General features: G+C 59.0%; 25 protein-coding genes. 20 read left to right on the top strand and 5 right to left on the bottom strand.

From position 1 onward, the window contains the following. Positions 1 to 119: 119 nt before the first annotated feature. The 20 genes from Q9R35_RS14460 (at position 120) to fliR (ending at position 16283) form a co-directional block, all read left to right on the top strand. On the top strand, positions 120 to 521 hold the full coding sequence (locus tag Q9R35_RS14460) for a flagellar protein FlaG (protein ID WP_045931726.1): 402 nt from the start codon (positions 120 to 122) through the stop codon (positions 519 to 521). Positions 522 to 610: 89 nt separating this feature from the next. Then, positions 611 to 1999 carry a flagellar filament capping protein FliD gene (gene fliD, locus Q9R35_RS14455; RefSeq protein ID WP_063692872.1) on the top strand — a complete coding sequence of 463 codons (1389 nt, stop codon included), beginning with the start codon at positions 611 to 613 and terminating at the stop codon, positions 1997 to 1999. 6 nt (positions 2000 to 2005) lie between these two features. Then, complete coding sequence (gene fliS, locus Q9R35_RS14450) at positions 2006 to 2437, top strand: flagellar export chaperone FliS (RefSeq protein ID WP_026484537.1); 432 nt, start codon at positions 2006 to 2008, stop codon at positions 2435 to 2437. Between the two features lie 78 nt (positions 2438 to 2515). After that, complete coding sequence (locus Q9R35_RS14445) at positions 2516 to 2851, top strand: flagellar protein FliT (RefSeq protein WP_021446816.1); 336 nt, start codon at positions 2516 to 2518, stop codon at positions 2849 to 2851. Beyond that, positions 2848 to 4137: a flagellar hook-length control protein FliK gene (locus Q9R35_RS14440; RefSeq protein ID WP_042487480.1), complete on the top strand. Its 1290-nt coding sequence runs from the start codon at positions 2848 to 2850 to the stop codon at positions 4135 to 4137. Before Q9R35_RS14445 ends, Q9R35_RS14440 begins: the two co-directional genes overlap by 4 nt. Beyond that, positions 4127 to 4447 (top strand): EscU/YscU/HrcU family type III secretion system export apparatus switch protein, encoded by a 321-nt coding sequence (locus Q9R35_RS14435; protein ID WP_045931729.1) that lies wholly within the window; start codon positions 4127 to 4129, stop codon positions 4445 to 4447. Before Q9R35_RS14440 ends, Q9R35_RS14435 begins: the two co-directional genes overlap by 11 nt. Before the next feature lie 142 nt (positions 4448 to 4589). After that, positions 4590 to 4925, top strand: a complete 336-nt coding sequence (fliE, locus tag Q9R35_RS14430) for a flagellar hook-basal body complex protein FliE (RefSeq protein ID WP_042487488.1) — start codon at positions 4590 to 4592, stop codon at positions 4923 to 4925. A 104-nt stretch (positions 4926 to 5029) separates the two neighbouring features. After that, on the top strand, positions 5030 to 6763 hold the full coding sequence (gene fliF / locus Q9R35_RS14425) for a flagellar basal-body MS-ring/collar protein FliF (protein ID WP_042487723.1): 1734 nt from the start codon (positions 5030 to 5032) through the stop codon (positions 6761 to 6763). Next, complete coding sequence (gene fliG, locus Q9R35_RS14420; RefSeq protein ID WP_042487491.1) at positions 6750 to 7760, top strand: flagellar motor switch protein FliG; 1011 nt, start codon at positions 6750 to 6752, stop codon at positions 7758 to 7760. Before fliF ends, fliG begins: the two co-directional genes overlap by 14 nt. 85 nt (positions 7761 to 7845) lie before the next feature. Next, positions 7846 to 8586, top strand: coding sequence for a flagellar assembly protein FliH (gene fliH, locus Q9R35_RS14415; protein WP_199265577.1), 741 nt, complete (start codon positions 7846 to 7848; stop codon positions 8584 to 8586). Next, positions 8586 to 10028 carry a flagellar protein export ATPase FliI gene (fliI, locus tag Q9R35_RS14410; RefSeq protein WP_063692862.1) on the top strand — a complete coding sequence of 481 codons (1443 nt, stop codon included), beginning with the start codon at positions 8586 to 8588 and terminating at the stop codon, positions 10026 to 10028. The genes fliH and fliI overlap by 1 nt, the downstream gene beginning before the upstream one ends. 2 nt (positions 10029 to 10030) lie before the next feature. Further along, positions 10031 to 10480: a flagellar export protein FliJ gene (fliJ, locus tag Q9R35_RS14405; RefSeq protein ID WP_042487500.1), complete on the top strand. Its 450-nt coding sequence runs from the start codon at positions 10031 to 10033 to the stop codon at positions 10478 to 10480. Positions 10481 to 10492: 12 nt separating this feature from the next. Continuing rightward, positions 10493 to 11839 carry a flagellar hook-length control protein FliK gene (locus Q9R35_RS14400; RefSeq protein ID WP_231691549.1) on the top strand — a complete coding sequence of 449 codons (1347 nt, stop codon included), beginning with the start codon at positions 10493 to 10495 and terminating at the stop codon, positions 11837 to 11839. 212 nt (positions 11840 to 12051) lie between these two features. Next, complete coding sequence (locus Q9R35_RS14395; protein WP_223254005.1) at positions 12052 to 12537, top strand: flagellar basal body-associated FliL family protein; 486 nt, start codon at positions 12052 to 12054, stop codon at positions 12535 to 12537. After that, a complete protein-coding gene (fliM, locus tag Q9R35_RS14390; protein ID WP_042487505.1) occupies positions 12538 to 13545 on the top strand; it encodes a flagellar motor switch protein FliM in 1008 nt (335 codons plus the stop codon). It begins immediately after the preceding gene. Then, positions 13542 to 14045, top strand: a complete 504-nt coding sequence (gene fliN / locus Q9R35_RS14385; protein ID WP_045931731.1) for a flagellar motor switch protein FliN — start codon at positions 13542 to 13544, stop codon at positions 14043 to 14045. Before fliM ends, fliN begins: the two co-directional genes overlap by 4 nt. 30 nt (positions 14046 to 14075) lie before the next feature. Beyond that, positions 14076 to 14351, top strand: coding sequence for a flagellar biosynthetic protein FliO (gene fliO / locus Q9R35_RS14380; protein WP_311220022.1), 276 nt, complete (start codon positions 14076 to 14078; stop codon positions 14349 to 14351). Positions 14352 to 14358: 7 nt separating this feature from the next. Then, on the top strand, positions 14359 to 15123 hold the full coding sequence (gene fliP, locus Q9R35_RS14375) for a flagellar type III secretion system pore protein FliP (RefSeq protein WP_311220021.1): 765 nt from the start codon (positions 14359 to 14361) through the stop codon (positions 15121 to 15123). A gap of 9 nt (positions 15124 to 15132) precedes the next feature. After that, on the top strand, positions 15133 to 15402 hold the full coding sequence (gene fliQ, locus Q9R35_RS14370) for a flagellar biosynthesis protein FliQ (protein ID WP_003804652.1): 270 nt from the start codon (positions 15133 to 15135) through the stop codon (positions 15400 to 15402). A gap of 95 nt (positions 15403 to 15497) precedes the next feature. Then, positions 15498 to 16283 (top strand): flagellar biosynthetic protein FliR, encoded by a 786-nt coding sequence (fliR, locus tag Q9R35_RS14365; RefSeq protein ID WP_045931733.1) that lies wholly within the window; start codon positions 15498 to 15500, stop codon positions 16281 to 16283. Here fliR and Q9R35_RS14360 read toward each other — a convergent pair. From Q9R35_RS14360 to Q9R35_RS14340, 5 genes are all read right to left on the bottom strand, one after another. Next, on the bottom strand, positions 16280 to 16969 hold the full coding sequence (locus Q9R35_RS14360) for a PolC-type DNA polymerase III (protein ID WP_042487516.1): 690 nt from the start codon (positions 16967 to 16969) through the stop codon (positions 16280 to 16282). The two genes, fliR and Q9R35_RS14360, sit on opposite strands and share 4 nt — an antisense overlap. Beyond that, a complete protein-coding gene (locus Q9R35_RS14355) occupies positions 16966 to 18876 on the bottom strand; it encodes a DUF294 nucleotidyltransferase-like domain-containing protein (RefSeq protein ID WP_311220020.1) in 1911 nt (636 codons plus the stop codon). Before Q9R35_RS14355 ends, Q9R35_RS14360 begins: the two co-directional genes overlap by 4 nt. Before the next feature lie 119 nt (positions 18877 to 18995). Continuing rightward, positions 18996 to 20702, bottom strand: a complete 1707-nt coding sequence (locus Q9R35_RS14350) for a methyl-accepting chemotaxis protein (protein ID WP_042487524.1) — start codon at positions 20700 to 20702, stop codon at positions 18996 to 18998. A gap of 21 nt (positions 20703 to 20723) precedes the next feature. Next, complete coding sequence (locus Q9R35_RS14345) at positions 20724 to 21161, bottom strand: hypothetical protein (RefSeq protein WP_086068898.1); 438 nt, start codon at positions 21159 to 21161, stop codon at positions 20724 to 20726. Beyond that, positions 21161 to 22600 (bottom strand): methyl-accepting chemotaxis protein, encoded by a 1440-nt coding sequence (locus tag Q9R35_RS14340; protein ID WP_269848156.1) that lies wholly within the window; start codon positions 22598 to 22600, stop codon positions 21161 to 21163. Before Q9R35_RS14340 ends, Q9R35_RS14345 begins: the two co-directional genes overlap by 1 nt. Positions 22601 to 22616: the final 16 nt, after the last annotated feature.

The following is a 22616-nucleotide window of genomic DNA, read 5'->3' as shown; positions in this document are numbered from 1 at the left end:
GGCCAAAAACCAAAATATCTCCTAAAGATACGCGCGTGGGTGCCGTAATTGGAGCGTTACAGGTGCCAAGCCCTGCCCTTTTTGCTGGCCTGCCACCAAGCCCCTTTTGGAGTGATGTCATGATCAACTCAGTTTCATCTCAAACGACGGCCTTGGTGCCCCTGGCCTCCCCTGTGGAGCAAAACCCCGGCACCCCTATGCCTTCTGCAGCCACCACGGTGACTCCCATCAAGGAAAGCAGTACCGATACCCAGTTGCAGCAACGCTGGCCCGATAAACGCGAGCCCGTGCCCGGCATGGTGAACACGCTGGACGACACCCTGGACCAGATCAACAACTCCCTGCAGGCCTGGTCCACCGGCATTCGCTTCAATATGGACGATGAAGCCCAGCGTCTGGTGGTCTCGATTGTGGACAACACGACCGGCGAGGTTCTGCGCACCGTCCCTTCTGACGCGGTGATCCAGATTGCCAAGATGATCGTTCAGTTGCAGGGCAACCAAGTCAGCGTGAAGGTCTAAAAACCAAACTGGCATCGAAACTTCCCATTGACATGGGCTTTGCGCGCGACACATTCGCGACAAAATAGGACACTACAGGAGTATTTGATATGGCTATTTCTTCAATTGGCGTGGGCTCGGGTCTGAAGCTGGACGAGTTGCTGGAAGATCTGCGCAAGACGGAAAAGAAGAGCCTTGCTGTCATCCAGAACCGCCAGGTTGCCAATACCAACAAGATTTCAGCCTACGGTCAGCTCAAAAGCAGTCTGGCGGAACTCCAGACTGCCGCCAAGGCACTGAACTCGGAAGACTCGTTTGGCGCGGTCAAAGTCACTGCCAATAGCGAAAACATCAAGGTGACCGGCAAACCCCAGGCAGCCCCCGGTCAGTACGTGATCAAGGTCGATAATCTGGCGACTCGTCAAACCCTGACGGCCCCCGCCCATGAATCCCGCGACACCGCAATTGGCGAAGGCGGGCAAATTACCGTTCGTCTGGCCAATGGCACCGAACACACCCTGGACCTGAAAGGGCAGGACACGTCCTTGCAGGGCGTGATGAACGCCATCAATGCCGACCCCGATCTGGGCATGAAAGCCACTATTATCAATACTGGCGACCCGGACGAGCCCTACCGCTTGCAATTGTCAGCCGGTGCAACCGGGGAAGCCGCCTCGATCAGCTCGATTCGCGTGGACGGCAATAACGAACTGGCCGATGTGCTCAGTTTTGATGCCAGCAACCCGGCCGCCAGCGGCTTTGAGCAAACCAAGGCACTGAACGCCAAGCTGACCGTGAACGGCATTGCCATCACCAGCCAGAGCAATACCCTGAAAGATACGATCGAAGGTCTGGAAATCACACTGAACAAGGCCGGTGATGAACCGATCAATGTGGAGGTCGCCAAAGACGATAGTGTGGCTACCAAAGCGGTAAAAGACTACGTCGACGCCTACAACAAGTTCAACAAATCGATTCGCGCCCTGACCGCCTACAACGTCGATCTGAAACAAGGCGCCGCCCTGACCGGCGACTCCATGGCCCGTGAAGCACAAAACGCCATGCGCGACGCCACCCTGGGCTTTGTGCCCGGCGAAGGCGAGATCCGCTCCATGGTGGGCTTGGGCATCAACATCGACCCCAAGACAGGCGATCTGCAACTGGACGAGAAAAAGCTCAATGAAGTCCTGAAGACCAATATGGCGGACGTCAAGAACATGTTCGTGGGCGAGAACAGCGTTGCCGGTCGCGTACAGGCGGCGGCAGACGAGTTCATCAAGAAAGGCGGCCGTATTGATAACGCTCAGGAAGGTGCCGAAAAAGTCGGCAAGAAGCTGCAAGACCAATTCGACGCCGCCGACCAGCGTATCGAAAACAAGATGGAAGCCTACCGCAAGCAGTTCGTCCAGCTGGACGTGATGATCAACCGCATGCAAGGCACCAGCAACTACTTGAGCCAGCAACTGTCCATGCTGGGCAATATGAACAGCAATAAATAAACCCCTATGAGCTATCCTGCCCCTTCCCGTCGTTTTGGCCAACAATCGGTTCGCGCCTACGCTCAAGTAGGTCTGGAAACCGAGGTCTTGAGCGCAAGCCCGGAACACCTGATTACCCTGTTATTTAACGGTGCTCGCACCGCCATGCTGCAAGCACGCTTGCATATGGAACAGGGCAATATTGCCGGGCGGGGGCAGTCTTTATCGAAGGCTATTGATATTGTCGATAGCGGCCTGAAAATGGCGGTCGATACCGAAAAGGGCGGAGAGCTGGCCCGCAATCTGGTCGCCACCTACGACCTGATCCTGCACAATCTGATGCTGGCCAACCTTCGCAATGACGCGGAAAAGCTGACGCTGGCCGAGCGTTTGCTGACCGATATTGCCGATGCCTGGCGCAGCAATGTTGATACCCAACGTGCCAAGCAGCCAGCTTGACTCCGGGGCTCGCAGGACAGGTTCTGTTCCTGACCCGCACCTCCAACCTCCTTTGCGCCTTTAGCGCCTGGTACGAACATGAGCGATACCTCTAACCCGATCGTCGATCAATATCAAATTATCGCCAGCATCACCCGTCACATGCTGGAGCTTGCCCAAACGGCACGCTGGGAGGATGTGTTTGAACAGTCCGAACACTATCAACTCGCCGTGGAAAAGCTCAAGAACATGGAAGACCTGTCTGTTACCGAAAAGCAGGCACGCCGCCAGTTGCTGACCCAAATCCTGGAAGACGATGCCCAGATCCGTCATCTGGCCACCCCCGAACTGGGCCGTCTGGGTGCACTGCTGGGCAATATGAAGCGCCAGCAAACGGTTTTGCAAGCGTATTACAGCCCTAGCGTTCATCCATGAGCATAGGCGGCCCCTCCCCCTTGGGGACGCTGCTTATTCAACGGCTGGATGCCGTTCTGGGTATCAGCACTGGACAGCAAAGCAATATCGCCACGGGCGCCCGCCCCGATGCGATCAGCCAGACACCGGGCAGTCAACGCCCCGAGCGCGCTGAAAATCAAACAGCTCGCGATCAACGCCAAAGCGTAGACCAGGCCCGCGCCCATACTCAGGGCCGCGACAGCCGGAACATCCGCACACAAAGCGGTCAAACTTCGACAGACCCGGCCCTGCATGCACGTGGGCCCAATACAGCCACTACCAGCTCGGCACCCACCACGCTGGGGCGCACTGCCCAACTGATTCTGTCCTTGCTGGAGCGCTTCCCGGATCGTGCTCCTGCCATCCAGGGACGACAGGCTCTGCTGCCTGGCCGCCCCACCCTGCAAACGGACGGCAATGAATCCACGCGCCCTGGTGGCGACAGTCAGGCGGGTGCACGCTCAGGCTCAGCACAGAATACCGCCAGCACAATTGCGACTCTGGCCCAACAGCGACTGCCCTTGCCCGGCAGCACCGCAACGGGTGGAGCAAACACCGGCTCTGCCAGTGCCGCGACCGCAGGCAGCGGCGCCGCTGGAACAGGAGCACCTGCAGGAATGCCTGGCACAGGCACTGCGGCTACTGGCGCAACCACCCATGGCGCACTGCCCACCGGCAGTACCGCCGCCCTTGCCCAGCATTTCACCCAAGCCTTGCCCCAGGCCCTGCAACAAAGCGGGCTGTTTTATGAGTCGCACCTTAGCGATCTGCACTTTGGGCAACGCAGTGTGGGCGAATTGCAGCAAGAACCGCAAAATCTGAATCGCCCCCTGGCTGAAACCAGCACCGGCACCAGCCACAGCACGCAAGCCCAGGCGAGCGCCCAAGACCCAGCCACTAGCATGCTGGTACGTCAGCAACTGGACACGCTGGCCCACCAAAACCTGCAATGGCAAGGACAGGCCTGGCCGGATGCCGACATGAACTGGACGGTGCAACGACACGAGGCTCAGTCGGACGATGAAACCGAACACTGGTCCAGCACCCTGCAACTGGATCTGCCCACACTGGGCCCAATCACCTTGCGGCTCAACCTTTTGAATCAGCAACTGCTGGTCCATATACAGGCCGACCAATCCGCCGACTATCTGGATGAGAACAGCCTGCCCTTGCGTGAGCGCCTGCAAGATCAGGGACTGCTCCTGAGCCAACTGCAGATTGAAGCCGATCCGAACCTGCCGCAGGACCAGCCCGATGAGCCATGATTCTCCCACCCCTCGCCCCCAGGCTCTGGCTTTACGCTACGACCCCAAGGACGGTGCACCACGGGTGGTCGCCAAAGGCTATGGCACGCTGGCCGAGAAAATCATCGAGACCGCGCGCGAGCACAATCTCTATGTGCACGAGTCCCCCGAACTGGTCGGCCTGTTGATGCAGGTGGATCTGGACCGCCACATCCCCCCTCAGCTCTATCAGGCCGTAGCCGAATTGCTGGCCTGGCTCTACGCACTGGAACAGGGCCATCCCCAGGCCACACAAGCCTTGCAGGCCCTGCACGACGCCCCAAAACCCTGAGCCTGCTGTTTATAAGGGCTGAAAAGCCCCTGTTTTTGGGCTTAGATACCCTGCTTAGCCTCGCGTTCTAAACGTTACATTAAGCACGGCAAGCTGCCCGCACCTGTGCGCGCGGCCCATCCTGACTTTCTGGCAAGCGAATATGTCGATTTCCAATCTTTCCAGCATTGAAAACCTTTTGGCCCAGATGCGCGCGGTTGCACAAGCGGCCGGGGCTTCCAGTTCTGTGTCCTCCTCGGCCAGCAGCGCCGCTCCCGGTGGCTTTGCCGCCGAGCTGGCCCGCTCCTTGAACCGGGTGTCCCAGGCACAAAATGAAGCCAGCGCCCAGGCCCAGGCCTTTGAAATGGGCGAGCCCGGAATTTCCTTGAATGACGTGATGATTGACCTGCAAAAAGCCAGCGTCGGCTTCCAGGCCACCGTCCAGGTACGCAACCGCTTAGTGGCCGCCTACCAAGAAATTGCCAGTATGCCGGTATAAGCGCCTGATTCTTTCATGCCCGCCGCCCTTTCCTTAATGCTGCCTGAGCACGTCCTGATTTGAACTCCCCTGATTCCATGCAGAACCCTGCCTCTGCCTCGCCCATGAGTCAGACAGCACAGTTGCTGAACAAACTTCCTGGCTACGACACGCTGCGCGCCTTGCCCAAGGTCGCGCTGATCGGGCTGGGTGCCGCACTGATTGCTCTGATTGTCGCCCTCTTGCTGTGGAGCCGCGGCCCTAGCTACCAGGTTCTGTTCTCCAATCTGGACGACCGCGATGGCGGTGCGATTGTCTCGGCCCTGGGCCAGATGAACGTGCCCTATCAGTTCAACAGCAACGGTACCGCCATTCTGGTGCCGCAGGATCGTGTGCACGATGTGCGCATGCAAATGGCCTCGCAAGGTTTGCCACGCAGTGGCAATGCCGGTTTCGAGCTGCTGGATCAAAGCCGCTTTGGTGCCAGCCAGTTCACCGAGCAAGTAACGTATCAGCGCGCCCTGGAAGGCGAGCTGGCCAACTCCATCAAGGCCGTGCATGCCGTCAAGGAAGCGCGCGTTCACTTGGCCATGCCGCGTGAAACCTTGTTTGTGCGTGATCGCCAGTCCCCCACGGCCTCGGTGGTGCTGTCGCTGTATCCGGGCCGCGACCTGAGCGAAGGCCAGGTTTCCGCCATCAGCTGGCTGATCTCCTCCAGCGTGCCCAATCTGCATGCCGACAAGGTTTCCATCATTGACCAGAACGGCCGCCTGCTGACAGCGCCCACTGGCGAGATGGGTGCTGATAATCAGCAGCGCAATTTTGTAAACGACATTGAATACCGCGCCGTCCAGCGCATTCTGACCTTGCTGAACCCTTTGGTCGGTGCTGGCAACGTCCGCGCCCAGGTAACAGCAGAAGTAGACTTCTCGCGCCGCGAGCAGACCTCCGAGGTCTACAAACCCAACCAGCAACCCGGTCAGGCAGCGGTGCGCAGCCAGCAGACCAGCTCTTCCCTGCAGCGCAATCCGCAGCAGCCCCAGGGCGTACCTGGCGCCTTGAGCAATCAGGCTCCCAACAATGCCACCGCCAATCTGGTGAACCCGCCTGCTGCGCCGAATCAGCCCCAGGCACCTGCCGCTCCAGCCACCGACCCGGCCAATGCCGCCGCACAAACTGCCAATGCCGCGAACGCGACCGCTGCCGGTACAGACCCTTCGCTGGTGTCCCTGGCCGAACAAGCCCGCCTGCTGCAAAACACCGGCAATGCGCGTAATGACTCCACCGTGAACTACGAAGTGGATCGCACCATCAGCCATGTCAAAGGTCCTTTGGGTCAGCTCAGCCGCCTGTCGGTGGCCGTGGTGGTGAACTACCGCAATACGGACAAGGAGCAACAGCCGCTGGAGCAGGAAGAACTGGACAAGATCAGTGATCTGGTCAAGCAAGCCGTTGGTTACTCGGCTGATCGAGGCGATAGCCTGAGCGTGGTGAACGGACAGTTCAACGAGCAAGGCGATATTGATACCCCCTTCTGGAAAAATCCGGAATACCGAGAGCTGGCCATGGAATTGATCAAGTATCTGGTCTTTGCATTCATTTTGTTCATGGCATGGCGCATCGTCATCAACCCCATCATCCAGGGTCTGATCCAGGCCAAGGCGGTGGCTGACGCCCGCGTCGAGCGCCAGAAAGAGGAATCTGCTCGCGAACAGGCCGCTGAACAACGTGCCGCCGAAATGAGCCGCTACGAAGAGAATCTGAACACCGCCCGCACGATGGCTCACGATGACCCACGCGCTGTGGCTATGGTGTTGCGCTCCTGGTTGAACAAAGATGAAAAAAATGAAAACGGCTAAACCGGACGATTCCATCGAACGCAGTGCGATTTTGATGATGTCCTTGGGTGAAGATGCCGCCGCCGAGGTGTTTCGCCACCTCTCGCCTCGCGAGGTACAACAGCTCAGTACCGCCATGGCATCCCTGAAACAACTGACCCGTGCCGATATGGACGAGGCTCTGGAGAGCTTTCGGCAGGAGGCCGATCAGTTCATGGCCGTGGCGCTGGACTCCAACGCCTACATCCGCTCGGTACTGAACAAGGCGCTGGGCTCGGACCGGGCCGCTGGTCTGATCGAAGACTTGCTGGAAAACAGCGAAGGCTCCAGCAGCGGTATTGATGCCCTGAACTGGCTGGATGCGTCCAGCGTGGCCGAGCTGATTGCCGACGAACACCCGCAAATTATTGCCACGATTCTGGTGCATCTGGAGCGTGATCGCGCTGCCGACATTCTGGGCTTCATTCCGGATCGTTTGCGCGATGATGTCGTCCTGCGTATTGCGACCTTTGGTGGTGTGCAACCCACTGCCCTGAACGAGCTGACCGAAGTGCTGAACGGCATGCTATCGGGCCAGGGAGCCAAACGCAGCAAGATGGGTGGCCCACGTACGGCAGCCGAAATGCTCAATTACATGAACGCCAGCCTGGAAGAGTCCGTCCTGACCAGTTTGCGCGGCATGGATGCCGACCTGACCCAGCGCATCGTGGACGAGATGTTCGTTTTCGAGAACCTGGCCGATGTGGAAGACATTGCCATCCAGCTGCTGCTCAAGGAAATCGAGACCTCTGCATTGACGATTGCCCTGAAAGGCGCACCCGAAGAGTTGCGCGACAAGTTCTTCCGCAATATGTCCAACCGTGCCGCCGAAATGCTGCGCGAAGACATCGACGCCCAAGGCCCGATCCGCATGTCCAAAGTGGAGCAGGAACAAAAAGCCATTGTGCAGGTGGCCCGTCGTCTGGCCGAAGCGGGTCAGATTACGCTGGGCGGCCTGAGTGGGGACGAGTATGTCTAAGACGGCCTCGTTTGGGCAAACCTTGCCCGTCCAAGCCGTTACGATCTTGTGCCCGGGCACGAACCGCCTGCGCGGGAGCCTGTAAATGTCCAGCCACCGTAAAGCGTCGGCCTATTCGGAACTTCAGGAAAGCTGGAGCCGCTGGCAAATGCAGGGGCTGGATGACCCTGTCGTTGCCCCGGAGCCGGAAGAGCCGGAATTTGTCCCGCCCACTCAGGAAGAGCTGCAGCGCGACCTGGAGAACCAGCGCAGCCAGGCCCAGGAAGAAGGCCATAGCCAGGGCTATCAGGCCGGTTACAACCAAGGCCATGCCGCCGGTCTGGCAGCAGGTCAGGAAAGCGGTCATGCTCAAGGGTATGAAGCCGGAATGGCAGCCGGCATGGCCAAGGCTCAGGAACAGATCGACCAGTACATCAAGGAATTTGTTGCCCTGAACCAGAACTGCGCCCAATCCATCGAATTGATGGATCAGGAAATGGGTCAGTCCCTGATTCATCTGGCCACGCGCATTGCCGAGCATGTCTTGCAAAGCACCATCAAAACGGAGCCCAGCCGCATTCGCGATCTGGTGGCCGAGGTGCTGCGCAGCGATCCGGGCGATACCAGCGCCCTGGAGCTGAGCTTGCACCCGGACGACATCAGCCTGGTACGTGAATTTCTGATTGAACAAGGTGAACCCCGCGCCTGGCGTTTGCAGGAAGATGCTCAGTTGCAACGCGGCGAATGCCGTGTACGTTCCAGCTATGGCGATATTGACGCTACCTTTGCCACCCGCTGGAAACGAGCCCTGGCCAGCCTGGGCTTGCCGGTTTCCTCGGAGCCGTGATGGCAACGCCCCTTCTGGCCTCCTCTCCCGAACGCTGGCGCGCCCAGCTACTTTCCGCACAACAGCGGGTTCAGGCCATTGAGCCCAGCCTGCGCAGTGGCCGTGTTGTCCGCGCCACCGGTCTGGTGCTGGAGGCGACGGGTTTGAAGCTGGCGGTAGGGGCTGCCTGCAAAGTGGAACTGTCTGCCGCGCAAAACATCTGGGCTGAAGCCGAGGTCGTGGGTTTCGAAGGCCGGTCTCTGTATCTGATGCCCTTGAGCGAAATCTCCGGCCTGCCTCCCGGCGCACGTGTTGTGCCGGTTGAAGCTCAATTACAGCCGCCCGTGCCACTGCCCGATTCCGATCAGCCCGACAGCCTGCCGGCTCAGGCGCGTTCCCGCCATGTTCCGGTTGGCCCCGGCTTGCTGGGTCGAGTCGTCGATGGCAGCGGCAATCCTCTGGACGGTCTGGGCCCCATCGACGCGCAAGCCTGCGTCTCGCTCAGTCACACCACTCCCAATCCGCTCAAGCGCAGCCCCATCGATACGGTTCTGGACGTAGGCGTGCGTGCGATCAATGGCTTGCTGACGGTAGGCCGTGGTCAGCGCATGGGCCTGTTCGCCGGCTCTGGCGTGGGCAAGAGTGTGCTGCTGGGCATGATGGCCCGCTACACCCAGGCCGACATTATTGTCGTGGGCCTGATCGGTGAACGGGGCCGCGAAGTGAAAGAATTTATTGAGCACAACCTGGGCGAAGAAGGCCTGCAACGCTCGGTTGTAGTCGCCGCGCCCGCTGATGTCTCTCCCCTGCTGCGTTTGCAAGGCGCGGTGTACGCCACCCGTCTGGCCGAGTTTTTCCGTGACGAAGGAAAAAACGTCTTGCTGATCATGGATTCGCTGACACGCTATGCCATGGCCCAGCGCGAAATCGCTCTGGCAATTGGCGAGCCACCAGCCACCAAAGGCTACCCTCCTTCCGTGTTTGCCAAGCTGCCTGCTCTGGTCGAGCGCGCTGGCAATGGCGAACCCAATGCGCAAGGCCGTTGCGGCTCGATCACCGCGTTCTACACCGTGCTGACCGAAGGCGACGACCAGCAGGACCCGATCGCCGACTCGGCCCGCGCAATTCTGGACGGCCATATTGTGCTGTCCCGCAGTCTGGCGGAAACCGGCCATTACCCGGCCATTGATATCGAGGCCTCCATCTCGCGTGTCATGCCCAGCATTGTGGGCCCGGAGCAAATCAAGATGGTGCACCGCTTCAAGGGCCTGCTCTCCAGCTATCAGCGCAACCGCGACCTGATTGCGGTCGGCGCCTACACCCGTGGCAACGATCCTGCCATTGATCAGGCCATTGACCGTTTCCCCTGGCTGGAAGCCTATCTGCGCCAGGGCATGCAGCAACGGGTGGACGTGCCACGCGCCTTTGATGAATTGAACGCCGTTTTAAATAGCGAGCAATAGCCATGAAAGCCAACGCCTCTTTACATACGCTGGTCGATCTCAGTCAGAACAATGTGGACGATGCCGCCCGCCATTTGCAGGAGCTGCGCACACAGCGCGAGGCCGCCCAGTCGCAGCTGGAAATGTTGCAGACCTATCGCCAGGACTACGCCCAGCGCCTGCTGGATGTCGGTCAAACCGGGGTAACCATGGCGAACTACCACAATTTCCGCCGCTTTATCGTGACATTGGACCAGGCCATTTCCCAGCAAAATAGTGTTATCCAATCGCTGGAAGAGCAAATGGAACAGGGACGCCAGGTCTGGTATGGCCATCAGCAACGTCTGAAAGCGTATGAAACCTTGATCGACCGCCGGCTCCAGACCCAGCAAGTCCAGCAACAAAGAATGGAACAGCGTAACAGCGATGAAATCGCTGCTCGTCTCTTTACCCGTAGCCAGACCGCCTATTAAACAAGCGCCGCCATGACTTCGCCCACTCTTTCGGTTTTACCTGCGGCCCCTGCCGCACCCTCGGCCCCCGCCACCAACACGGCCGGGCCTGCGGCTGCGCACGCGCCCAAAGACGAAGGCTTTGCCCAGCACCTGCAAACGCAACAGCAACAGGTGCAAAACAAAGGGGCTGGCAAAACACCGACAGCCGCCAAGCAGGACAGCGCCAAAGCTCAGGCTCCCGCTGATGGCACCCCACTGGCGGAAGCAGTGGCCGAGCAGGCCGAGGCCAGCGAGCTGGACACCCTGATCAAGGACCCTGCCCTGCTGATTGCCGATCAAAGCGATCTGGAACTGAACACCGACGCCTCGGCCGATAGCGGCCTGCCCGCCATGGCCTTGTCGATTCTGTCGCAAGTGCAGGCGATCAAGAACAGCAAAACTGATCCCAAAGCGGCACTCACCGATAGCAAGCTGCCGCTGAGCGCCGCCAACACACGCCAGCATCTGGTAGCCGAGCCAAGCAGCCGTCAGCCCCAGACCGCGCCCCTGAAAGCCCTGGAAGCGGAAACCGAGCTTGATCTGAGCGCCGAGCTGGCCTTGCCGAAAGCCGTCGAAACCAGCCATCCGCTGGCTGCCACCCCTAACCGCAAATCGGCGGCCAATGCTGCGCAAGTACTGAACAACAACCCGATCAACGCCACCCTCGCTGCGAATGCTGCCTCGTCCCAAACTCATTTGATGGAGGAAGCATCGGCATCCCTGGCGGCCTTTGGACGACAAATTGCTGAAGACGCTCGCGCTGGTGTCAATCTGAATCTGCCTGCCCTGGATGCATCCTTGCTGGCCCAGTTGACCGCCACACCCGGCGCGATCCAGGCCAGCAGCCCGGCGGCCTTGCCCAGCCCCATGGCACTGACCATTGCCACGCCCATACAGTCCCCCGAATGGGGTGCCGCCATGGGTCGCCAAATGATTACTCTGGCCCAACAGGCTCAGGGCGGTATTCAAAGTGCCGACATCCGCCTGGACCCGCCTGAACTGGGTCCTTTGCGCATTACCTTGCAAATGCAGGACGGCATGGCCCACGCCATGATTACCTCGCCCCACGCTCAAGTGCGCCACGCCCTGGAACAATCCTTGCAGCAGCTGCAACAGCAGTTTGCAGAAAACGGGCTGACCCTGGGACAGGCTGATGTAGGCGACCAGCACGCCTCGCACCAGGCCTTTCACGAGCAACTGGCCGCCAAGGGCAATCAAGGCGATCAACCCGCCTTCAGCCTGAACGGCGTGGCGTCCGCTGACCAAACCAGCCCCTTGGTGAACAGCAGCGCCAGCCGCTCGCTGAACCCCAACGCGCTGGTTGATACCTTCGCCTGATTCACAGTCCCACAGACAGCCCGACAAAAAGCATGATTAAGCTCGAAAAGCAGCGTCTATTCGCCGGGCCTGTCCTGTCCCACCTCCGGCACAATAGCTCAGGCATGCAGTCAGGCTCAGGCCAGACATGCGTTTGTCTGTTTGTAATACGCTAGAAAATTCATCGCTCACATCACATGGCCCGAAAAGCACCCACCAAACTTGCACGCCTGATGAAAACCGGTCTGCTGGTTCTGTTTATTATCGCCGCTAGCGTGGGCGCAACGCTGTACTACTCCCTGCAACAAAGCAGCACGCCTGCCTGGTTGGCCTGGGCAGAAAAAGGCCAGTCGGTTGAAGCCGCTCCGGCCCCGGACGAGCCTCCTGTGGTCAAGGTCAACGCCAAGCCCATCTTTGCGCCACTGGACCCCTTTACCGTCACCCTGAACGAGAATGGTCGCTCGCGTATCTTGTACGTAGGCATTACCTTGCGCGTCCAGGACGATGGCTCGCGTGCCATGCTGGTGGAATACATGCCCATGGTGCGGGACCGCGTGCTCAAGATACTGGCTGAACAGCGCCCCACCTACATCCAGACTTCCGAAGGGCGTCAAGCCTTGGTTGCACAGCTAAGCGCCGGCCTGAAAGAGCCCTACGCGCCCAACACTGCTGTACCGTACATCAATGATGTCCTGTTCACCGCCTTTGTCATCCAATAAATGTCGTATCAGAGCTTCCTATCCCAAGACGAAGTCGATGCACTGCTGGCCGGTGTAACCGGCGAAGGCGCTGACACCAAGCCCTTGAACGAAAACCTGACTGGCGTACGGGCCTATGACCTGACCTCGCCAGACCGGGTGGTGCGTCACCGCATGCAGACCCTGGAGCTGATCAACGAGCGCTTTGCCCGTCGCTTGCGCTCGACCATGCTCAGCTTCATGCGCCGCAACGCAGACATCACCGTGGGCTCCATTCGTATTCAGAAGTACTCGGACTTCGAGCGCAATCTGCCCGTGCCTAGCAACCTGAACATGGTTGCCTTAAAGCCCTTGCGCGGCGTGTCGCTGTTTACCTTCGACCCGAATCTGGTCTTTCTGATTATCGACAGCCTGTTCGGTGGCCATGGCCGCTACAACACCCGCGTCGAAGGCCGCGACTTCACCACGACCGAGCAGCGCATCATCCAGCGCTTGCTGACCCTGACGCTGGAGAGCTACTGCGGCGCCTGGGAATCCATCTACCCGCTCGAAGCAGAGTACATGCGCTCGGAGATGCACACCAAGTTTGCCAGCATCAGCAGCAGCAACGACATTGTGGTGGTGACCTCCTTCAATATTGAATTTGGTGCCCAGGGCGGCAATCTGAATATCTGCCTGCCCTACTCCATGATCGAGCCGGTGCGCGACCTTCTGACGCGCCCCTTGCAGGACAAGGGCACCAATGCCATCGACCAGCGCTGGACCCAGCAGCTCTCGCGCCAGGTGCGCAGCGCCGAGGTCGAACTGATTGCCAACTTCGTCAATATAGACATGACCATTGCCGAGCTGACCCAGCTCAAGGTCAATGATGTGTTGCCGATTGAAATCCCCACCCTTATTGAAGCCCACGTGGATGGCGTGCCGGTTCTGGAATGCCAGTACGGCACCTCCGGTGGCCGCTACTCCTTGCGGGTAGAAAACATCTTGGCCACCAACGACAGCGATTTGACTAAAGGTAAGTCCCTATGAGCGACCCTCACAACCCTAACGACCGGTCTGCGCCCGAGGACGACTGGGCAGCCGCGATGGCTGAGCAACAGGCTGGCAGCCAAAGCAGCACCCAGGCCCAGGGACTGGAGCAGCCTCTGGAAGACGACTGGGCCTCGGCTCTGGCCGAGCAAAGCGCGGCCGCGCCTGTGCATGAACCCAGCCCGGCCAGCAATCTGTTCCCGCCCATGGAGCACGCCCAGGCCAACGCCACCACCGACATCGACATGATCATGGACATCCCTGTTCAGCTGTCGGTGGAGCTGGGCCGTACGCGCCTGACGATCAAGAACATTTTGCAACTGGGCCAGGGCTCGGTGGTGGAACTGGACGGTCTGGCCGGTGAACCGCTGGATATTTACGTGAACGGCTACCTGATTGCCCAGGGCGAAGTGGTTGTCGTGGACGACAAGTACGGTATTCGTGTCACCGACATCGTGACCCCATCGGACCGTATCCAGCGCCTGAACGGCCGCCGCTAGACCATGGAACAAGCCCAGCTCGTCAGAATCATGCTTAGCCTGCTGCTGGTTGTAGGCCTGATTCTGGCAGCAGCCTGGCTTGCCCGCCGTGGCGGCTTGTTGAAAAACAAAAACCAGCAACGCATCAAGATTCTGGACAATCGACGTCTGGGGCCACGCAGCAGCGTGGCCCTGGTCCAGATTGATGACCGCGAAATTCTGATTGGCATCACCCCTCAGCAGATCAGCCTGCTGCACACCACGACGCCTGCTGGCTCCGAGCCGGACTTCCTGGCTCATCTGGACCAGCACCGTGCACCCCGCTGACCGCATCATGACCGCACTCCTTTTTCCCGCCCGGCGCTTCGGCCTGCTGCTTCTGGCCCTGATCAGCCTGTTCCTGCCGTCCGAGGCCTGGGCCCAGGCTGTTCCAGCCATTACCAGCACGGCAGGTCCGAACGGCTCGCAAACCTGGTCGCTCAGCATCCAGACGCTGGCCATGCTGACCATGATGTCCTTCCTGCCAGCCGCCTTGCTGATGATGACCGGCTTTACCCGCGTCATTATTGTGCTGGGGCTGCTGCGCAATGCCATGGGTACCGGTACGGCGCCGCCCAACACCGTGCTGGTGGGCCTGGCCCTGTTTCTGACTTTCTTTGTGATGTCGCCGGTGTTTGATCAGGTCTATCAGGACGCCTACAAGCCCTTGTCGGAGAACAAGATCAGCTTTGAGGCCGCGCTGGAACAAGGTGCCCAGCCCCTGAAAACCTTCATGCTGCACCAGACCCGCGAAGCAGACTTGAAACTGTTTGGCGATATGGCCGGTGTGGCGGAACTGGAAACGCCGGAAGATGTGCCCTTGCGCGTACTGGTACCGGCTTTTGTAACCAGCGAGCTGAAAACCGCCTTCCAGATCGGCTTTACGATTTTCATCCCCTTTCTGATCATTGACCTGGTCATTGCCAGCGTCCTGATGTCCCTGGGGATGATGATGGTCCCGCCGGTGACCATCTCGCTGCCCTTCAAGCTCATGCTGTTTGTGCTGGCCGATGGCTGGCATCTGCTGCTGGGTTCCCTGGCCCGCAGCTTCTACCAATAAAGGACTGCCATGACTCCCGAAACCGTCATGTCCATGACCTACACCGCCTTGAAACTAGCCCTGTCCATGGCCGGTCCCATGTTGATCGTGGTGCTGGTGGTAGGTCTGGGCATCAGTATTTTCCAGGCAGCCACCCAGATCAACGAGATGACGCTGTCCTTCATCCCCAAGCTGCTGGCCATGGGCATTACGGTGGTTTTGCTGGGCCCCTGGTTGATCAACAATATGGTCGACTACATGCAGGGACTGTTGCGTGGCATTCCCGGGCTGGTCAACTAAGACCGGCCAGCGCGACAAGGAGCCTTCCGTGAGTACGCAAATCCGTGACGGGCAAAGCGCAATGCCTGGTCCACTGAACAGGCCCTAGGCGTGCCGTGCTCGACCTGAACTCCGCCCAGCTCCATGCCTGGCTCAATGCCTTTCTGTGGCCCTTCATCCGTATTCTGGCCACCCTGGCTACCGTTCCCTTTTTTAGCGAATCCGCCATCCCCAAGCGGGCCAAAATCGGCCTGGGCTTTATCCTGACCCTGATTATCGCGCCCTCGCTGCCCCCCCTGCCCGATCTGCCCACAGCCTCTTACGAGGCCCTGCTGATTGCCGCGCAGCAAGTGTTCATCGGTGTCGCGCTGGGTTTGACCATGCGCATCGTGTTTGCCGCAGTACAGACGGCAGGCGAGTTCATCGGCCTGCAAATGGGCCTGTCCTTTGCGTCATTTTTTGACCCGGCCACCGGCGCGAATACGGCCGTGCTATCGCGGCTGCTGAACGTGATTGCGGTGCTGACCTTTCTGGCCCTGAACGGCCATCTGCTCTTGCTGGGCGTGCTGGTGCGCACCTTCCATGTGCTGCCCATCGGTGCAGACCTGAACATCAATGGCTGGGGCGCCTTGCTCGATTGGAGCAGCGAATTGTGGGTGTCGGGCATGTTGCTGGCCCTGCCACTGATTATCGTGCTGCTGACCATTAACCTGGCCTTCGGGATCTTGAACCGTACCGCCCAGCAATTGACGATTTTTGCTGTGGGTTTCCCGATTACGCTGACAATCGGCCTGACCTTGCTGACCGTGGTCATCCCTCAGACCACGCCCTTCCTGACCCAGCTGTTCAACTCCGGCTATGAAGCCATGATGCGGGTCGCGCTGGGACTGGCAGGCTCTTAAAACGCGTGGGCCTGCCGTTGCTTGTGCGACTGCATCAGGCGCCGGGCCTGCCCGATGGTCAGAATGCCTTTCTGCTGGGCACGTCCGATCAATAACTGCATCAACTGTGCACTGACCAAGGCATCACCCAAGGCGTCATGGCGATCACTTACGGGCAAGCCACAATATTTCAAGCAATCGTCCAGGCCCAAACGACGACCACGCCAGTCGGGCAATACACACGCAGCCAGTTCAGCCAAATCCAGAGCCAAAGGCCGGGCCTGCTCCAGGCCCGCCTTCGGCCAGGCACGATCCAGAAACGCCAGATCAAAATCAGCATCCCAGGCGACCCATACCGTGTTTTCGGAATAGCGGGCAAAGTCTCGCATCAGCTGGGGTAGTGGCTCGCCTTCTTCCTGTTGTTGCGGGCTGATCTCATGAATCAGCAGACTTTCATGACTGCGTTCACCCTGGGACCGAACCAGACCGGACCAGATATTGCCCAGGGCAATCGAACCGTTTTCCAAGCGGACCGCACCCATCTGAACGATATGGTGGCGCTTGGGCTCCAGACCACTGGTTTCCAGATCCAGCACAGTAAACGCCGCTTCGTCCAACGCCAGTTCGTCCACCCCGCTCCAGGACAAGGAGGGACTGCGTGCGGCAAAAGAGGATTTACGCCAAGGTAGCCAGGAAAGCAGTTTCATAAGCGATACCGGAAAGCCAGAATACGTTGGGCACGACGCACCTGCGACAAGGCCTCACGCAAGACACGTGCATCCAGTGCACCCAACGTGCTCAAACGCACCAGATTGTTGGATTCCTGCCCCTGCTGCAACTGGGTTTGATGATGTTGCAAGCGCAGCAATTGCAAATAGCGGTAGGCCTCGCACAGGCCCTCTGACTCCTCGGCCGTAAAGACACCGCGCTGAGTCAGCACGGCCAGCCTGTCCATGGACGAGGCCAGTTCGCAACCATGCGCCAGGGCCAGCACACGCAGCACATCCACCATCGGAGCCAAGGCCTGTTTCTTGATGTCCAGCTTGTCATCGCCCTGCCCCATCAGCGCTTCCAGACGACTGCGCTTTTTACCACTAGGAATGCGGGTCTGACAGGTGCTTTGGGCCAGCATGCGCTGGAACACAGGGTTGTCGTTCACCATGCCCAGAACCCGACGCTGCATGCGTTGCAACATGCTGCTTTGGCCCCAGATGGCACGGCAATCAAAGAAAATCGTGGATTCCAGTAATTGTTCGGGCGCAGGCCGTTCAATCATGATCTGGAAGCGATGCAACCACTCGGCCTCAGACAGGCACAGCTCAGGATTGCTGGCCATGATATTGCCGGTGCACCAGACCATCCCGCAGCGGTCCAGAGCCTCGTTCACCCGACGGGCAAACGGCAAAAGCAAGGCCCGATGAGCCTTGGCCTGTTCGGGCGAATGGGCAGCAAACAAAATGCCGTTGTCCTGATCGGTATGACGGGTTTGTTCGCCACGGGCCTGACTGCCAAAGGCCAGCCAGCAGAACTCGATGCCATCCAGCCCGGAGCCGGGCAAGGTCAATTCAATCGTGCGCTGAACCGTATGGTCGTTCAAGCGCGTAATTACGGCAGTCAGTTGTTCAGAACGCGCACCGTGGGCCAGCATGGCATCCACCAGCCGCCCAATGTCCGACTGCAGACGCACCAACACAGATACGTCCTGGGCACAGCGCAAAGCACGCGATAAATGCACCAGATCCACGCGCTGCAAGGAGAACACATCGCGCTCGGACACCATACCCACAACTTTATGGCCCTGAACCAGACAGATATGACCGATCTGATGCTCTACCATCAGCAAAGCCGCATCAAAGGCCGAGGATTGCGGAGCCAGCCAGACCGGATCTGGTGTCATGACTTGAGACATGGCCTGGGTCGGATCGTACTGGCCACCCGCCACCAATCGGCGCAAGTCTCGCAAGGTAAAGATACCCAGCAAGTGCTGATCCGGATTGACCACCACCATGCTGCTGACCTGACGCTCGTGCATGTCTTTCACCGCCTGCTCGACCGGGCAATCCGGCAAGCAGCTGAGCAAACCGCGTTCAGTCAGCGCTTGCAGGCTCATGTCCAGCGTATAACTTGCCCCCAGATCCGCACTGGCGCTTTGCTGTGCACTGCGCCAGACCGAGGCCAGCAAGCTGCTGGCACCACGCAGGCAGTAATCCCGAAAAGGTTCGCTGATAGTCAGCAAATGGGCAACGGCTTCACCGGCCACGCACAAGGTAAAGCAGTCTTCCTGCACCTCGTAAGCACTGCCCAGGGCCTGGCCCGAGACCAGCTCACGCACGGGCAGAAGATCTCCTTCCACATACTCATGTGTTTCCCCTTGTTCCTGGCAGGAAATTTGCCCTTGGCGAACGATATAGAGCTGATCAACACGCGCACCCTCTTCCAGCAACACCTGTCCGGCTGAAAAAAAACGCAGTTCGCTATGTTCGATCAGGTAATCGCAGTGCTGCGCCTGCATCTGATCAAAAGGCGGGTAAGCAATCAACCAGGCCAAGATACCGGGCGCCTTTTGGCGCACCGCCGTCTTGGCCACGGATTCACCGGGAATCGCGAAGGACATGGGCGTCTCTGCTGGCTATAGGCAAAGAATTATTGTGCCATGCAGCATGACCCTCGCGTACCCTGTTTTTCTAGGGGATTTCAACTATAGGCATACGCCTGTTTTTCCCCACAAAACGCTTAACGCAAGCGCTCGTAGTCGCGCTCGGCCATGTCAATGACATCGCCTTCCTGAACCTTGAACTGGGACACTGCCTCGGCCAGGGTTTCAGATTGAGACTGCAAGGAACCGGCTGCCGCCGCCGCTTCTTCCACCAAGGATGCATTTTGCTGCACCACAGCATCCATTTGAGCCACGGCGGTGTTGATCTGTTCGATACCGGCAGTCTGCTCCTGGGAAGCGGAGGAAATCTCGCTCATCAAGGTGGTCACGCTGTTCACGGCACGCACCACTTCCTGAATAATGTCGCCCGCGCTGGCCACTTGTTGAGTGCCGGTCTGAACTTCATTTTGCGAGGCTTCGATCAGGCCTTTTATTTCCTTGGCCGCTTGCGCGCTGCGCTGCGCCAGACTGCGCACTTCACCCGCCACGACCGCAAAGCCCTTGCCCTGCTCACCGGCGCGAGCCGCTTCCACCGCCGCGTTCAAGGCCAGAATATTGGTTTGGAAGGCAATGCCATCAATCACGTTGACGATGTCAGCCACTTGCCCGGAACGGGCAGAAATCTGGTTCATGGTGTTGACCACCGCCCCTACCGATTCCCCGCCCTGACGCGCTACCTTGGCAGCGTTATGAGCCAGCTGGTCTGCCTGATGGGCGTTATCCGCGTTCTGGCGCACGGTGCTGGCCAGCTCTTCCAGACTGGCCGCGGTTTCCTGCAAGGCAGCGGCCTGTTGTTCGGTACGGGAACTCAGGTCCGTATTACCTGCAAAAATCTGCGAGGAGCCCGAAGCAATTTCGTCCACACCTTGGCGCACGGTCAGCACAATACCTTGCAGACTTTGCTGCATGCGACGCATGGCGTCATACAAGACCCCCACCTCATTGGCGGAGCGGTACGTAATTTTCTTGGTCAGATCTCCATTGGCAATGTGGTCAAAGTGCACGCCCGCTTCCCGCAAGGGTGCCAGGGCGGTACGGCCCAGCACCAGACGCAGCGCCACAATAATGGCCAGGCCAACCAGCAAGCCCAACCCAATCGCACTATTGGCCACGCTGGTTTGCAATTCAGACTGGTCCAGCAACAAATTGGTCTGATCGCTGTAGAACTTGCTCAGCTCTTCAATACGGAACTGGAAGGTAGCGGCGCGCAGCACCCCAAAACCTTCACTGACAAAGTAAAAAGTACTGTAATCGCGCGTCTCCAGCGCCTGCACCATGGGCTCGATGCCATCATCCAGATACGCCTGATAGGAAGCGACCAGACCCATGGCCAGTCGGCGCAGCTCCGGTTCGGTAGGCATGTTGGCACGGATATCCGCAAAAGCCTTGCGTACCTCATCCAGCTTCTGGTTAGCCATAATCACCAGATTGTCTGCGCTTTGCAGCGTATTGGCGTCGTTATCGATGCCGGCTTCCTGATAAAAACGGGCCGCGCTCATCAAGCCAAGACGCGCTTCCATCATATTGTTACTGAGTTGCAGAACCTGTACGGCACGATCGCTTTGGCGATTAATGGTGCGCAAGGCATCGCCGCTTTGCTGCAGGAAATACGCTGCCAGACCACCGACAGCCACAATCAACACCATGAACAAGCCCATGCAGATCATCAGCATGGTGCTGATCTTCAGGCCTGAAGCGGCTTTTAAACTTGGGCGAAAAGATTTGGAAGAACGACGTTTAGATGCGCGGGACGCGGACGGAAGACTGCTTTCAATACCCAGCATTTGCTAAATCCAAAGAAAACTCTAGTGGCTGACCGGCAAGATGGTGATCATGTCCGTGCCAGGGTGCTCAATCGTGACCGAGCCAGGGGTGGCGCTACGCGCCTGCTCGCGATACAAGGAAGGAATATGACTGCGTTTGACCACTTGCTGGAAACGCCCCTGGGCATCGAATTGAAGCCACAGTTCCTGTCGAAAATAGACCGCATCCGTTGCCAGGGTTGTGCCCTGGAACCACACGGCCATTTCACTGCCATCAAGCTGTCGGTAGACCTGATGAGGGCGACCTTGTAAAGACAGCTCGGCATCGGCACGAGTACTTTGGCCCAGGACCAGATCGTTCAAACCCGAAGCCTTGAAGGAGGAACCCTGGGTGGCGCACGCCGCCAGGGTTAACAAACACAAGCCTATCAGTGTCTTACGTCCCAGCCCGACCCAGGTACTTAGTCGGGGAAAAGACATTAAAACTCCTCCCAGTCATCATCCGAGGACGCCGCGTTTTGCTTGCCACTCAGGTCGGGGCGCAACAGGCGCTGGCTATCATCCTGAGCCGCTGCCGACGCTTTGGCCGGCGCAGCTGCCCTGGCGGTCGCCGGCGCAGACAAGCCCTTGGTCGCCGCGCCAGCCGATTTGCTGGCTGCCGCACTGCTCTTCAACGATGGGTTGCGACGCTGCTCGGATTCGGAAGTGGAGGCATTGACGCTGCGGCGGTTGGCCACCCGGCGAGCACTGACATCAATGACTTCAGTACCGGGCGAACGGAAGAAGGCGATGGCCTGATTGACCTTGGTCACCTGCTCGCTCAGGCCGGAAGAAGCCAGGGCAGCTTGCTCCACCAGACGGGCGTTGTACTGCGTGGTTTCATCCATTTGGGAGACAGCTCGGTTCACCTGATCAATCCCGGAGGACTGCTCAATCGTGGCCGCCGTAATCTCGCCCATGATGTCGGTTACACGGCGCACGGAATCCACAATTTCCTGCATGGTGGCGCCGGCACGTTCCACTTGCGAGGAACCTTCCGTCACTTTACGCACCGAATCTTCGATCAAGGCAGTAATTTCACGCGCGGCCTGCGCGCTGCGCTGAGCCAAGGCTCGCACTTCAGCCGCTACCACCGCAAAACCTTTGCCCTGCTCACCAGCACGTGCCGCTTCCACAGCCGCATTCAAGGCCAGAATATTGGTCTGGAAAGCAATGCTGTCGATCACGCCCACAATGTCGGAGATCTTGTTGGAGCTGGCCGAAATGCCTTGCATGGTGGCGACCACTTCATTGACAGCGCTGCCGCCACGATGAGCCACATCCGAGGCCGTTGCGGCCAGCTGGTTGGCTTGCTGAGCGTTGTCGGCGTTCTGGCGGACAGTACCGGCCAGTTGTTCCATACTGGCAGCAGTCTGCTGCAAGGAAGCGGCCTGCTCTTCGGTACGGCTGCTGATATTGGTATTGCCCTGGGCAATTTCCTGAGCACCGGCGTGAATCTCTTCCAGACCCAGACGCACCGTGGTGGTGGTCTTGACCAGGGATTCCTGCATGCGACCCAGCGACTCGAACAGATCACCGATTTCGTTGGCAGTCAGCACGCGGATACGTTGAGTCAGATCGCCCTTGGCAATCGCATCAAAGTACGCGGCAAAGTCGCCCAAAGGACGCACTACACGACGGAAGAAGTAGCTGATAGCCGCCAGGCCCAGCAACACGGCCAGCACCAGCACTGCTGTCAGCACAATGTTGAAGGTGCTCTGCTGCGCTTGCAGGGTGCTCAACACCTTGTCGCCCGAGCCCAAGGCCAGCAGATCATGAAAGTAATACAGGGCCCAGCCTGCCATGGCCACTGTCAATGCCATCAGAGCAGCAATACAAAAGGTCATGCCGACCTTCAGACTCAAATTCTTAAAAAGCATAGAAGATTCCCGCACG

This window comes from Alcaligenes sp. AB3, from assembly GCF_031844565.1.
Lineage (GTDB): Bacteria > Pseudomonadota > Gammaproteobacteria > Burkholderiales > Burkholderiaceae_B > Alcaligenes > Alcaligenes faecalis.
The sequence above is the reverse complement of the archived record's forward strand: the minus strand, read 5'-3'. Positions and strand labels throughout refer to the sequence as shown.